This is a genomic window from Streptomyces antioxidans (genome assembly GCF_000968685.2).
Classification (GTDB): Bacteria; Actinomycetota; Actinomycetes; order Streptomycetales; family Streptomycetaceae; genus Streptomyces; species Streptomyces antioxidans.
This window is the reverse complement of sequence record NZ_LAKD02000032.1, coordinates 105725-119040: the sequence shown is the minus strand read 5'-3', so window position 1 is coordinate 119040 and position 13316 is coordinate 105725. Positions and strand designations below refer to the sequence as shown.

The window sequence follows — 13316 nt, the reverse complement described above, 5'->3', positions numbered from 1 at the left end:
CGCGGGGGCACGGGGGCGTTAGCGTCTGTCGCTATGCGGTGGGCCGGTGTGATCGACAGTGCGACCACGGCCGTCGGCGGGCCGAAGCGCCGGTGGCCGGCGGTGCCCGAGCGGCATCGGCGGTGGCTGGTGGTGGCCGCCGTCGTGGCGCTCCTCGTCCAGATGGCCGTCGCGATGGTCACCACGGCGGTGGAGCAGACGCCGACCATCGACGAGCCCGTGTACGTCGGCGCTGCGGTGGACTCCCTGCACCACCACCGGGTGCGCTACAACCCCGAACACCCCCCGCTGGGCAAGCTCATCGTCGCGGCGGGGGTGGCGTTCGCCCGGCCGCACCTCGACGCCGGTTTCACCGGTGACCAGACGGCGCTCGGACGGCATGTGCTGTACGAGGCGGGCAACGCCCCCTGGCGGCTGATGCTGTGCGCACGGCTTCCGATGATCGCGCTGACGCTGCTGTTCGGGCTGGTGGTGTTCGCGTTCGCCCGCGAGTTGACCGGCCCCGTCGGCGGGGCGGTGGCGCTGGCCCTGTACGCCTTCTCGCCGGACGTCATCGCACACGGCTCGCTCGCCACGCTCGACGTACCGGCGGCGGGTTTCCTGCTGACGTCGGCCTGGCTGCTGTGGCGGGCGCGGCGGCGGCCACGATGGCACCTGCCACTCGCGGGAGTGGCGCTGGGCGCCGCCCTCGCCACGAAGATGAGCACGCTGGCCGCGGTCCCGGTGCTGCTGCTCCTGGCCGTGTGCTCGGTCTGGTACGCCCGCCGCGCCCACCACCGCGCACCGCGCGACCCTGCGCGGTCGCTCGCCGTCGGAGTGGCGGCGGCGGTGGCCATGGCGCTGATCGCGGTGGCCGTGGTGTGGTTCGCGTACGCCCTGGTCGACCCCCGGCTGCGCTGGACGCCCACCGGGCCCGTGCCCGCCGTCCACGGGCTGCGCGGGCTCGCCGTCCACGGGCTGCCGCTCCCGGAGGCGTACCGCGACGGGATGCGCATCCAGTTCGGCTTCGAGCAGGACACCTGGCGTGGCTTTCTGCTCGGCCGCCGCTACGTCGGGTCGCTGTGGTACTACCTGCCCGTCGCACTGCTGGTGAAGACGCCCCTGGGCATGCTGGCGCTCTGGTCGGCGGGGGCGGTCACGACGCTGGTGGTGCCCCGGCTGCGGCCCGCCGCGCCGTATGTGCTCCTCCCCGCCGCCGTACTGCTGCTCGCCGCCCTGGACGGGGCCCGCAACCTCGGTGTCAGGTACGCGGTCTTCCTGCCGATGTTCCTGGCGGTGGCGGCGGCCGGGCTGACGGCCGTACGGCGGCGCTGGGCGTACGGGGCCGCGCTGGGTCTCGTGCTGTTCGTCGCGGTCAGTTCGCTGCGGACGTATCCCTACTACCTGCCGTACTCCAATGAGGCGTTCGGCGGCCCGTCCCGGACCCATCTGCGGCTGCATGACTCGAACGTGGACTGGGGGCAGGACCTGGGGCGGCTGGCCGACCGTCTGCGGGAGCGCTACCGGGGCGAGCGGATCTGGCTCGTCTACAAGGGCAGCGGTGTGCCGTCCGCCTACGGCGTCCATGCGTCCGACCCGCGCCGGGCCGCCCCGGAGCGGGTGCGCGGACTGCTGGTGGTCTCGGACTCCTCGGCCGCCCGGGCCACCGGACGGCTGGCGGCGCTGATCGACGGCAGCCGTCCGATCGACGAGGTCGGCCACTCGATCACCATCTACCGCCGTTGACCGCCCACTGTCATGTCATGACATCTCTCACATCGAGCGCCAGAGTAAAAGGGTCGTAGCGGTGCATATCGACGAGGCGGCATAGTGGCCTTTGTCTGCACTGTCGGACATGGTGGTTTCCCCATCGCTGCGACTCCGGCGCGTCCGGACCGCCACCCACCCGCCTGTTCGCCGCGATTTCCTGATGGCGCGTCGGGCCGCCGTGGCCTTCCCCGGAACCCCTTCAGCATGACTCGTCGCTGAGCGCAAGTTCCGCCCTCACTACGCACTCGTGTCGTACGAACACATGTGTTGCTCGTGTGGCGGGCGGCTCCAAGAATGACGGGCCTCAACCGAGTGTGAGGTCCCGCATGAGCAAGCACCGCAGCAGCACGACGCCCCGCCGCAAGATAGCCATCACCGCGCTCGCCGTGGCCGCCGTGGGCGTTCCCTCGGCCGCGATGGCGTCACAGTCCGCCGCATCCACCGGCTCCCCCTCCACCGCCTCCGCGGCCGCCACCGACCAGCAGGAAGTGGTGGACCTCGTCAACAGCGAGCGCGACAAGGCCGGTTGTGAGCCGCTGACTGTGGACAAGAAGCTGACCAAGGCCGCCCAGGACCACAGCGAGGACATGGCGGCCCACCGCAATATGTCGCACACCGGCTCCGACGGCTCCTCCCCGGGCGACCGGATCGAGCGCGCGGGCTACTCCTGGAGCAGCTACGGCGAGAACGTGGCCTACGGCTATGACTCGCCCAAGAGCGTCATGGAGGGCTGGATGAACAGCTCCGGCCATAAGGCCAACATCCTGAACTGTGACTTCAAGGAGATCGGCGTCGGCGTGGCACAGCCCGGCAACTACTGGACGCAGGACTTCGGCACCGCCCGATAGCTCATCCCCCGGATGTCCGGGGCGACCGGCCCGGCCCCAGCGGGGCGGGTGGCGGGAGGGGGCGGGCCGGTTCGGCCCGCCCCGCCTCGAAGGACCGCAGCCGCCCCGCGGCCTTGGCGACGACCGTCGCACAGACGGCGAACTCGTCCGAGAACACCTCGGTGACCAGCGCCTCCCTGGTGGGGAAGCGCCGGTAGAGCGTGGCCACCCCCACCCCGGCACGACGGGCGATGGTGGCCATCGGCACATCGAGCCCACGCGAGACGAACAGCGTCCGGGCCGCCTCGAGGACACGCCGGTGGTTGGACGCCGCATCGGACCGCAACCCCTCTTTGGCCGGTGGCCGGTCCGATCTTTAGCCGGTGGCCGGTCCGGGTGAGGTGCTGGTGCGCGTGCATGCCACGAGTGTGAACGGCGGCGAGCTCTCGGGCCGGGCGGGCAGGCTGAAGCTGGTGACCGGGAGGAGGTTCCCGAAGGGCACCGGCGTCGACATCGCCGGGGAGCTCGCCGAGGTGGGTTCCTCCGTGCGCCATCTCCGGGTGGGCGACCGGGTGTGGGGCGCGATGCCGCACCTGACGTTCGGGGCGGCCGCCGAGTACGTGGCCGTCCGGCCCCGTCAGCTCTCCTTCGCCCCGAGGGCGTCGATCTGGTCCGGGCCGCGGCGCTGCCCGCGGTCGGCGCCACGGCCATCACGGCGCTGCGCGACAAGACCGGCCTGATGAGTGGCGAGCGGCTGCTGGTGCGTGGCGGGGCCGGTGGCGTCGGCAGTGTCGCCGTCCAGCTCGGACACGCGCTCGGCGCCCATGTCGCCCCGCTCGCCGGGGCGAAGGCGCTCGACCTCGTCCGGGAGCTCGGCGCGGATGAGGCGCGTGACCACCGGACCACCGGCCCGGCCGCCCTCGGGCCGTTCGACGCCGTGCTGGACACGGTGGGCACCGAGCTCGGCGCCTATCGCGGGATGCTGGCGCCCGGTGGGCGGATGGTGGCCATCGCCTTCGACGCCGACCGCCCGCTGCATTCGCTCGGCGCCATGCTCCTCTCCACCGTGCACGGCACCCGGCGGGTGCGGTTCTCCACGGGAAACCCCTGCACCGGCTCTTCGTGGACCTCGCCGCGTAGGTGGAGAACGGGGCGATCCGGCCGGTCGTCGACACCGTTCATCCGCTCTTCGGCATCGCGGAGGCCCATCGCGCCTTGGGTGTCGGTGGTGTTCGCGGCAAACACGTCATCCAGGTGAGATGAGGCCATAAAACAGAGAAACGCCCCGGCCGCCTTGACGGCCGGGGCGTTTCTCTGCGTATATTGGGGATTTCCGTATGCCATTCCATTTGGGGCACAAGGAAACCTGATGAAGTCACCGTATCCCGGCGGGAGTCGAATTGTCAAATGAGGAATGGGGCCGTGAGCAAGAATTCCTCGATCTGCTCAACGGTCGCCTCGCCGAGCTCAGGGCACGGGCCGAGGAATCGGTGACCGAGGCCCTGTCCCTGGGGGGCACCACCTTCCAGGCGCGGCTGGAGCGCGATGTGCTGGTGGCCGAGCGGTCCGGGCTGCTCGCCGCGTTCGAGGCGGGGGAGCGTGGGCTGTGCTTCGGGCGGCTGCTGTTCCGCGACGGCCGCGACTACCACATCGGCCGCATCGGCATCCGGCGTGATGACGCGGACCGCACCCCGCTGGTCATCGACTGGCGGGCCGATGTGGCCCGTCCGTTCTACCTCGCCACCGGGCACACCCCCATGGGGCTGCGCCGCAGGCGCCACATCACCACCGAGGGTGCCAAGGTCACCGGGGTGCACGATGAGATCCTTGACCTCTCGGACACCATACGGACCGGGTATGAGGGCTCCGACGCGGACGGCGTGCTGCTGGCCGCGCTCGACGCCGCCCGCACCGGCCGGATGCATGACATCGTGCAGACCATCCAGGCCGAACAGGACCAGATCATCCGCGCCCCTCACCACGGCGTCCACGTCGTGGAGGGCGGTCCCGGCACCGGCAAGACCGTCGTGGCGCTGCACCGCGCCGCGTATCTGCTCTACGCGCACCGGGAGTCGCTGGCCCGCCGCGCGGTGCTGATCGTCGGGCCCAACCCGGCGTTCCTCGGCTACATCGGCGAGGTGCTGCCCTCGCTCGGCGAGACCGGTGTGCTGCTGGCCACGCTCGGCGAGCTCTTCCCCGGTGTGACGGCCACCGGCACCGACACCCCCGAGGCCGCCGAGGTCAAGGGGCGCGCGGAGATGGCGGACGCCCTGGCCCGCTTCGTACGGGACCGGCAGACGCTGCCCGACCCCGCGATCGTCATCGAGCACGACGACGGCGATCTGGTGCTGGACCGGGACATCGCGTCCGAGGCGGGCCACAAGGCCCGGGAGACCGGGCTGCCGCACAACCTCGCCCGTCCGCACTTCGCCTTCCGGGTCATCGACTCCCTCACCGACCAGCTCGTGGACCGGATCGGCGCGGACCCCTTCGGCGGGCCCAACCTCCTCGGCGCGGACGACGTCGCCCAGCTCGGCAAGGCGATCGCGGTCAACCCCGAGGTGCACGCGGCCATCGCGGAGCTGTGGCCGGTGCTCACCCCGCAGCAGCTCGTGGCCGACTACCTCGGCGACCCCGTCCACCTCTCCGACGCCGACGCCGCCGCGATCCGCCGCAGCGGCGGCGAATGGACCCCCGCCGATGTGCCGTTGCTGGACGAGGCGGCCGAACTCCTCGGCCACGACGACGCGGCGGCCCGCGCCGCCGCGGAGGCCGAGCGCCAGGAGCGCATCGAGTACGCCCAGGGTGTCCTCGACCTCTCCTACGGCTCCCGCACCCAGGAGTTCGAGGACCGCGAGGACGAGGAGTCGGAGGTGCTGGCCGCCCACGACCTCATCGACGCCGAGCGGCTGGCCGACCGCGCCGAGGAGCGCGACCACCGCAGCGCCGCAGAACGCGCCGCCGCCGACCGCACCTGGGCCTTCGGCCACATCATCGTGGACGAGGCCCAGGAGCTGTCCGCGATGGCGTGGCGGCTGCTGATGCGGCGCAGCCCGACCCGTTCGATGACCCTGGTCGGCGACCCCGCGCAGACCGCGGAGCCGGGCGGCTGCGGCTCCTGGTCCTCGATCCTGGAGCCGTACGTCGGCGACCGCTGGGAGCACACCCGGCTCGGCGTCAACTACCGTACGCCGAGCGAGATCATGGACGTCGCGGCGCGAGTGGCCCGTACCGTCGACCCCGCCTTCCAGCCGCCGCGCTCGGTCCGCGCCACCGGGGTGCGGCCCTGGGCGGAGCACACCGGCGAGCTGCCCGGCGCGGTGGCCGCGGCCGTGGCGCGGGAGACCCGCACCGAGGGCCGTCTCGCGGTGATCGCCCCGAAGGACCGCCATGGCGCGCTGTCAGCCGCCCTCCCACAGGCGTCCACCGGCAGGTCCCCCGACCTGACCAGCGCGGTGGTGCTGCTCGACCCCCGGCAGGCCAAGGGGCTTGAGTTCGACACGGTGATCGTGGCCGAGCCCGCGGAGTTCGGCACCAGCGACCTCTACGTGGCGCTCACCCGGGCCACCCAGCGGCTGGGCGTGGTGCACACCGGGCCGCTCCCGAAGGGCCTGCGCGACCTGGCCGACACGGCTGACCCGGGCCACGCGGCCGCTCTGCCCGACGCGGCCGGTCACCAGGTGGCCGACGGCTCCGCGGGGACGGCGCTGTCGCGGAACTCCGCCCGGGCGTCCTCGGTGTAGCCGCCGGCGCTCCCCGCCGGTTACGGGCGTTCCCGGTCGGTGAGGCAGGTGCCGCGCCGCTGGTGGCGGGGGTGAGCGGACGGGCCTACGATCCCGCTGTGGCCCACTTCCGCATCGAGCGGCGCTCGCCCCTGCCCATCGGCGAGACCTGGCGACGGCTCACCGACTGGCCGCGCCACGGCGCCCATGTGCCGCTGAGCGGTGTCACCGTGCGCCCGGCGGGGCCGACCCGGGTGGGCACCGTGGTCGTGGTGCGCACGGGCGTCGGCCGCGCCGGATTCGACGACCCCATGGAGGTCGTGCGCTGGGACCCGCCCACCGGGGACACCCCCGGCGGCTGCAGGCTGGAGAAGCGCGGCTCGGTGGTCCTCGGATGGGCCGAGATCGAGGTGCGCCCCCGGGGCGGCGGATCCGAGGTGGTCTGGCGCGAGGAGGCGCGACTGCGGGGGCTGCCCCGGCTGTTCGACCCGCCGACGGCCTGGTCCGGCCGCCTGCTCTTCGGCCGAGTGGTCGACGCCCTGCTCAAGGATGACGCCGTCCCAAGACGGGCCGAGCCGGGTGCGGCCGGGTGATGTCGATGGTCGCCGCGCCCTGCGCGCCGATGCGGCCCGCCGTCCTCGGGGCCGTGCTGCGCGGGAGGCGCGGGGGCCGACCCGCATCCCCCTAGTGATCGTCGCGGATCACGGACGGTGCCGGTCGGCCGCCCTAGCATCGGCTCCATCCGGGTGTCGTGAGGCCATCCGCACCCCTGCCCCGACGACACGTCAATGGACCAGACGGCCCCATCAGGAGCGCAGCGTGCGAGCGACTTTCGCGGATTTCACCATTGATCCGCCGCGATTCGGCAATGGCGCGGCACGGTACGTACGGTGCCATCCCGATCGGGACCGTCTCGCGATCGGCGCGGGCGGACGGGTGGAGCTCGACTTCTCGCTGGACGGCGGCGAACTGCCGGAGCAGCTGACGCTGACCCTGATCGCACGGGTCTCGCCACTGGGGGAGTCCTTAGGATGGGCGCCCATCGACATCACCGTCAACGGGCATGTGGTGATTTCGCAGTTCACCGTGCCCGGTGGTGCCCGCCCACGGGAGGTGGCCTTCGCGGTCCCCGGCGAGGCGCTGGTGGCGGGCCGGAACACGCTGTGCGTCCGGGGCCGCGCCGAGGCCCGTGGGCTGCTCTGGCTGTACCGGATCACCGTCGAGCCCTCGCGCATCTGCGCCCGTATGCACCTCATGGCGGAGGAGCGGCCCGCCGAGGCGACGGTGTGCGCCTACCGCACCGAGCGGCGCACCCCCGGCTCCGCCGAGTGGCGGCCCGCGCCACGGCTGCTGGTCCACCTCGACCGGGGCGAGGGCACGTTGCCGGTCCGGCTCGCCTGGCGCGGGCAGGACGGCGCGGAGGCGTCGGTCGGCTTCCCCCCGGCGATGACGGAGTTCTACGGACACCGCAGGGCCGCCGACGGCACGCTCGCCGAGTACCGGGGGGTGCTGGAGGGCCGCTCACCGCTGCGGGACAGCGCGCTGGAAGAGGTGATGCACCGCTTCCACACGGTGGAGGGCCATGGGTACGGCAGCCCGGGCCCCCGCCAGGAGCTGCGCCTGCTGATCGAGGACGGGGGGCCGCCCGTGGAGCGGGTCATCTGGGGCGACCCGTCGGGACACTCGGGCACGGTGTCGCTGCTGGCCGCCGAGCCCGGTCCGGAGGCCGAGGTGACCGATCTGGTCACCAAGGTGCGGGCGCACAGCGAGTTCGCCGAGGTGGGCGAGGTCGCGGAGAACCTGCTGCACGACTCCTGGCGCAAGTGGCTGGGCCATGGCGACCGCGCCTGGCTGGAGTTCACCATGCGGCGGCCGGTTTCCGTCGGCCACTACGTTCTGACCTCGGCCAACGACGTCCCGGGCCGCGACCCGAAGGACTGGACCCTCAAGGGCTCGAACGGCGGGGAACACTGGGTGGACCTGGACTCCCGCGTCGAGGAGAGTTTCGCCCACCGCCATCAGCCCCGGGGGTTCACCTTCGCCGCCACCACGGCCCACCGCCACTACCGCCTGGAGATCACCAGGAACGCGGGGGAGGGCCAGGTCCAGCTCTCCCAGGTGCGCCTCTTCACCTCCGCCCCCCAGCCGAAGGGCTTCATCGGCCACTACCAGCGGGCGGGCGAGACACCCACCGGATACCGCGGCACATCGGTGTCGGCCGCCCCGGAGCCGGGGTCCGCGACGGCGCCGCCCAGGACCGTCGAGCAGTGGCGGACCTATCTGGCGGAGTACAGCGCGACCATCCTGCGGGTGGCCGACGAGGAGGAGCTGAGCGAGGTCAACGACGAGCAGCGGGCGGCCGGATGGCTCGGGTTCGAGGGCGCCGACGAGGAGAGCGTCCTCGCCCTGGAGAAGCGGCTCGGCACCCGGCTCCCGCCGAGCTACCGCACCTTCCTGGGTGCCTCTGACGGCTGGCTGAACATCAGCCCCTTCATGTGGCGGCTGCGCACGGCCAAGACCGTCGGCTGGCTGCGCGAGGCCGACCCCGAGACCTGGAGCGTCATCCGGGGCGGCGAGGGCGAGGACTGGGACGACACCGCGTTCATGGACCGTGCGCTGCTGGTCTCCGAGGAGGGCGACGCCCAGCACTGGCTGCTGGACCCCGCCGATGTGTCCGAGGACGGGGAGTGGGCCGCCTACATCTGGGCGAGCTGGTACCCGGCCCTGGGGGACCGGCACGCCTCGTTCGCCGAGCTGGTGGCCGAGGAGCGCACCGGCTTCGAGGACCAGGCGGTCCATGAGGTGCGCACGGGGCGCCCCGGGACCGCCGAGGACCTGGTGGCCGAGGGCAGGGCGCAGGCCCTGCGGGGCGAGGTGCGCAAGGCGATGGCCACCTTCGAGCGGGCCGCGGTCAGGGGCTCGGGCGCCGGTGCGTACCTGGGCGTCATCCTGGGGGCGTTCCTCGACATCAGCGCCGCCCACCACTGGATACGCACCGGCATCCTCGGGGATCCGCGCGTCCTCGATGCGATCGGCACGGAGCAGTTACGGGCCGAGGCCGCCCCGCTCTATCTGCGCTGCGCGGCCGAGGAGTGGACCGGCGCCCCCGGCGGCTATCTCTCGGCCCTCGGCGACCTCCTGCCGCGGCTCCCCGAGGGTGTGGACGGTGTCGTGGGCGTCGGCCTGAGCGTGGGCCTGGACGGTGTCGCGGGCGCGGCCGGTGCCGCCGCCGAGGGCGGCGACACCGCCGCCTGGATGGCCAGGGCCACCGCCTTCGTCCCGCCCGCCCTGCCCGAATCCCGCACCTTCCAGCAGGCCCTGGACCTGGCCAGGGCGCTGGCCGACCGCGGCGCCACCGATCAGTCCTGGGCCGTGATCGAGGCCGCCCTGCCGCACTGGCACTGCGACTCCCCGCACCGCATCGCCCCGGTCGTGCTGCTCACCGATCCGGCCCTCCGCGAGGTGGTCACCCCGGCCCGGGCCCGGCGCGTGGTCACCACGCCCCGCGGGGAGTTCCGCGAGTAGCGCCCGGCTCCGCACGGCCCGACCCTCCCTCGGCCCGACCCGCTACTGGCCGCCGTCCGCCGCTGGAAGGCCGTCGAGCAGGGTGCCGAGCGCGGCCGTGACCAGCGCGCACACCTCGTCCGGGTCCGCGTCCGCCAGCGGCTGTTTGCCCACCAGCACCCGCATCATCCCTATGCCGAGCAGCCAGGACAGCGCCAGATCCGCCCGCAGCCCGTGGTTGTCGGCACTGGACAGGGACGCCAGCACCCGCGCGTAGTCGTCGCTGATGGCGCGCACCGCCGTACCGATCTCATCGCCGCTGTCCACCGAGCGCAGCAGCGTGGCCAGCGCACGGCTGCCCGGATCCTTGCCACCGTGGCCCAGCAGTCCGCGCAGGGCGGCGTCCAGCAGCTCATGGGGCGCGGTGATGCGCAGCTGCTCCGCCCCGTTGTGCGCGATCACCTCGCCGAACAGCGCTCTCTTCGAGCCGAAGTAGCGGAACAACAGCGCCTGGTTGACCCCCGCGCGATCCGCGATGTCCCGGACCGTCGCCCGTTCATAGCCCCGCTCGGCGAATAGCGCCGCCGCGGCCTCCAGCAGTCGCCGCCGGGTGTTCCGCGCGTCCCGGCGCTGCCCCTCGGACACGGTCGTCCCCATCACGACACCCCTCTCGTCTGCCTCCGGCGATTCCCTCCGGCCCGTCAGATCAACGGCGCAAAGGGGCCGTTGACCGTATCAGCCGCCTCCTCCTACGTTTGTAAGCACGTGCTTACGCAAGGGAGGTCACGGTGACCACAGCGGAGACGACGCCCCTCACCTATCCCTTCAACTCCGCCGAAGGGCTCGCGCTCAGCGAGGCGTACGACCAGGCCAGGGAGCACACCGGATTACTTCGGGTGCGCCTGCCCTACGGCGAGCCCGCCTGGCTGGCCACGCGGTACGCCGACGCCCGGCTGGTGCTCGGGGACCGGCGGTTCAGCCGGGCCGCGGCGCTCCACCACGACGAGCCACGGCAGTCCGAGGGTCGCCGCGACGGCGGCATCCTGACCATGGACCCGCCCGACCACACCCGGCTGCGCACCCTCGTCGCCAAGGCCTTCACCGTCCACCAGGTGGAGAAACTGCGCCCGTGGGTACGGCAGTTGACCCATGACCTGCTCGACGACCTCGAGGCCGCGGGGCCCCCGGCCGATCTCGTGGACCGCTACGCGCTGCCCATTCCGGTCGGGGTCATCTGCGCCATGCTCGGTGTCCCGGAGGAGGACCGGCCCAAGTTCCGCGCCTGGAGTGACGCCGCGCTGTCCACCAGCTCCCTGAGCGCCGATGAGCTCAGCCGGAACACCGATGAGCTGCGCGCCTATATGGCCGGACTGATCGAGGAGCACCGCGGCAGCCCGCGGGACGACATCATGACCTCGCTGATCGAGGCGAGGGACGCGGGCGACCGGCTGTCCGAGCTCGAACTCGTCGATCTGTGCGTGGGCATCCTGGTGGCCGGGCACGAGACCACGGCCACCCAGATCCCCAACTTCGTGCTGACGCTGCTGGATCACCCGGACGAACTGCGCCGACTGCGCGAGGAGCCCGCACTGCTGCACGGCGCCGTCGAGGAGCTGCTGCGGTTCGTCCCGCTGGGCATGGCCGCGTCCTTCCCCCGCTACGCCACCGAGGACATCGAGGTGGGCGGCACCCTGGTGCGTGCCGGGGAGCCCGTGCTCGTCGCCGTCGGCTCGGCCAACCGCGACGCGCTGCGTTTCGACGCGCCGGGCACCCTGAACGTCGCCCGCCCCGCCACCCAGCACCTCGGCTTCGGCCACGGTGTGCACCACTGCCTGGGCGCGCCCCTGGCCCGGCTGGAGCTGCAGGAGGCGCTTGGCGCGCTGATCGAGCGCTTCCCGGAGCTGCGGCTGGCCGGGGACGTGGAGTGGAAGGGCCAGATGCTGGTCCGCGGGCCCCGTGCCATGCCCATCGGGTGGTGAGCCTGATGACCTGGAAGGCGGAGGTCGACGGCGGCCGGTGCATGGCGTCCGGGATGTGCGCCGGGATCGCCCCCGACCTGTTCGCCCTCGACGAGGAGCACGCCCGGCCGCGGCACGAGGAGGTCCCGGAGGAGGAGCGGGTGCTGGACGCGGCGGACTCCTGTCCCGCGCTGGCGATCACCATCCGCGACGGCACCACGACCGTCGGACCGCGTCCCTGAACCCCGTCCGGGAGGCTCCGGGTCAGGACTTCCGCGCGACGCCCGCCCAGAAGGAGACCTCTTCGTCGGTCACATCGCCGGTCTCCACATGGGAGTCGCTTTCGGCCAGATCGGTCCGCCAGCGGTGCGGCACCTCCAGGCCCGGCTCGACCAGCTCCAGACCGGTGAAGAAGCGCTCCACCTCGTCCCTGGTGCGGATCTGCCCCGGGATTCCGCGGCTGTGGTAGACCTGCACCGTCTTCTGGGTGGCCTCGGGGTCGAAGTCCGGGGTGATGTGGCTCAGCACCAGGAAGGAGCCGGGGGCGAGCGCGTCCACCAGCCGCTGGACGAGGTCGTACGGGCCCCAGTCGTCGGGGACGAAGTGCAGGAGCGATACCAGGCTCAGCGCGACCGGCCGGGACAGGTCCAGCACCTCGGTGAGGTCGGGTGAGGCGAGGATGGTCTCGGGCTCGGTGATGTCCCCGTGCACATAGGCGGTGCGGCCCTCGGGGTGGCTCTTGAGCAGGGTCTGGGCATGGGCGAGGACGATGGGGTCGTTGTCCACGTAGACGACCCGGGACTCCGGGGCGATCCCCTGGGCGACCTCGTGCAGATTCGGCCGGGTGGGAATGCCGGTGCCGATGTCGAGGAACTGGCGGATGCCACGCTCGGCGGCGAGGAACTGGATCGCCCGGTGCATCCAGGCCCGGTTGGTCCTGGCGGCGATCATGACACCCGGCCAGAGGGTGAGCACCTTGGCCGCGGCCTCACGGTCGGCGACGTAGTTGTCCTTGCCGCCCAGGAAGTAGTCGTACATTCGGGCGCTGTGCGGTCGCCCCTGGTTGAGGGGGGTGTTGGGGGGCTCCGGCCCGCTTCCGGTCTGGGATGCTACCCCTTGCGCGGTCACGTGGTGTTCTCCTCCGTATCCGGGCGCGATCCCTCACGCCGCGGCCGACTGTGCACCTGTCCTTCAGGATGGTAACCGCGTGACCGCACGGGGAAGTTGAGGGGCCCGGTGCGACCGGTGCCGGTACCCACCGGCCGCACCGCGTCATGAGGCCCCGGTCAGGACGCCACGTTGTCCATGCGTTCGCGCAGGCTGCGCGGCCGCATATCGGTCCACACCTCGTCGACGTACGCGGAGCACTCGTCCTTGGTGCCCTCCTTGCCGACGGGGCGCCAGCCCTCGGGCACCTCAAGGTCCGCGGGCCACAGCGAGTACTGGTCCTCGTCGTTGCGCAGCACCTGGTAGCGGGCGTTGTCGTCCATGGTCGGTCTCTCCTGTCGATGATCGGTCAGGTCGGTCAGGTCGGTCAGGTCGGTTGAGTCGGTCAG

General features: G+C 72.5%; 11 protein-coding genes and 1 pseudogene. 8 read left to right on the top strand and 4 right to left on the bottom strand.

What is annotated here, in order from left to right; translation table 11 throughout:
• Positions 1 to 33: 33 nt before the first annotated feature.
• Both VT50_RS13735 and VT50_RS13730 read left to right on the top strand, forming a co-directional pair.
• Entirely contained in the window at positions 34 to 1725 is a 1692-nt protein-coding gene (locus tag VT50_RS13735) for a phospholipid carrier-dependent glycosyltransferase (RefSeq protein WP_046086628.1), read from the top strand.
• A gap of 350 nt (positions 1726 to 2075) precedes the next feature.
• Positions 2076 to 2597 (top strand): CAP domain-containing protein, encoded by a 522-nt coding sequence (locus VT50_RS13730; protein WP_046086627.1) that lies wholly within the window; start codon positions 2076 to 2078, stop codon positions 2595 to 2597.
• A gap of 1 nt (position 2598) precedes the next feature.
• On the opposite strand, the gene VT50_RS13725 is transcribed toward VT50_RS13730, so the two are convergent.
• Positions 2599 to 2922, bottom strand: a complete 324-nt coding sequence (locus tag VT50_RS13725) for a helix-turn-helix domain-containing protein (RefSeq protein ID WP_046086626.1) — start codon at positions 2920 to 2922, stop codon at positions 2599 to 2601.
• A gap of 37 nt (positions 2923 to 2959) precedes the next feature.
• Between VT50_RS13725 and VT50_RS13720 the strand changes: the two are divergent.
• From VT50_RS13720 to VT50_RS40980, 4 genes and pseudogenes are all read left to right on the top strand, one after another.
• A pseudogene (locus VT50_RS13720) lies at positions 2960 to 3839 on the top strand (NAD(P)-dependent alcohol dehydrogenase).
• 137 nt (positions 3840 to 3976) lie between these two features.
• Positions 3977 to 6319: a HelD family protein gene (locus tag VT50_RS13715; RefSeq protein ID WP_046086624.1), complete on the top strand. Its 2343-nt coding sequence runs from the start codon at positions 3977 to 3979 to the stop codon at positions 6317 to 6319.
• A gap of 98 nt (positions 6320 to 6417) precedes the next feature.
• On the top strand, positions 6418 to 6891 hold the full coding sequence (locus tag VT50_RS13710) for an SRPBCC family protein (RefSeq protein WP_046086654.1): 474 nt from the start codon (positions 6418 to 6420) through the stop codon (positions 6889 to 6891).
• Between the two features lie 226 nt (positions 6892 to 7117).
• On the top strand, positions 7118 to 9823 hold the full coding sequence (locus tag VT50_RS40980; protein WP_046086623.1) for an SMI1/KNR4 family protein: 2706 nt from the start codon (positions 7118 to 7120) through the stop codon (positions 9821 to 9823).
• A 42-nt stretch (positions 9824 to 9865) separates the two neighbouring features.
• Here the strand turns inward: VT50_RS40980 and VT50_RS13700 are convergent, their stop codons facing one another.
• A complete protein-coding gene (locus VT50_RS13700) occupies positions 9866 to 10459 on the bottom strand; it encodes a TetR/AcrR family transcriptional regulator (protein ID WP_046086622.1) in 594 nt (197 codons plus the stop codon).
• A gap of 131 nt (positions 10460 to 10590) precedes the next feature.
• Between VT50_RS13700 and VT50_RS13695 the strand changes: the two genes are divergently transcribed.
• Together VT50_RS13695 and VT50_RS13690 are read left to right on the top strand one after the other, a co-directional pair.
• Positions 10591 to 11781 (top strand): cytochrome P450, encoded by a 1191-nt coding sequence (locus tag VT50_RS13695; protein WP_046086621.1) that lies wholly within the window; start codon positions 10591 to 10593, stop codon positions 11779 to 11781.
• 5 nt (positions 11782 to 11786) lie between these two features.
• Positions 11787 to 12002, top strand: coding sequence for a ferredoxin (locus VT50_RS13690; RefSeq protein ID WP_046086620.1), 216 nt, complete (start codon positions 11787 to 11789; stop codon positions 12000 to 12002).
• Between the two features lie 22 nt (positions 12003 to 12024).
• Here VT50_RS13690 and VT50_RS13685 read toward each other — a convergent pair whose 3' ends face one another.
• Together VT50_RS13685 and VT50_RS13680 are read right to left on the bottom strand one after the other, a co-directional pair.
• The gene (locus VT50_RS13685; RefSeq protein ID WP_046086619.1) at positions 12025 to 12888 is read right to left on the bottom strand and encodes an SAM-dependent methyltransferase; all 864 of its coding nucleotides are present in this window, start codon (positions 12886 to 12888) and stop codon (positions 12025 to 12027) included.
• 158 nt (positions 12889 to 13046) lie between these two features.
• A complete protein-coding gene (locus VT50_RS13680) occupies positions 13047 to 13250 on the bottom strand; it encodes an MbtH family protein (RefSeq protein WP_046086618.1) in 204 nt (67 codons plus the stop codon).
• Positions 13251 to 13316 lie beyond the last annotated feature (66 nt).

Excerpts from the sequence above, each read along its gene's own strand:
- VT50_RS13735 (WP_046086628.1), top strand. The coding sequence starts at position 34 with ATGCGGTGGGCCGGTGTGATCGACAGTGCGACCACGGCCGTCGGCGGG.
- VT50_RS13680 (WP_046086618.1), bottom strand. The coding sequence starts at position 13,250 with ATGGACGACAACGCCCGCTACCAGGTGCTGCGCAACGACGAGGACCAG.
- VT50_RS13690 (WP_046086620.1), top strand. The coding sequence starts at position 11,787 with ATGACCTGGAAGGCGGAGGTCGACGGCGGCCGGTGCATGGCGTCCGGG.
- VT50_RS13700 (WP_046086622.1), bottom strand. The coding sequence starts at position 10,459 with ATGGGGACGACCGTGTCCGAGGGGCAGCGCCGGGACGCGCGGAACACC.
- VT50_RS13730 (WP_046086627.1), top strand. The coding sequence starts at position 2,076 with ATGAGCAAGCACCGCAGCAGCACGACGCCCCGCCGCAAGATAGCCATC.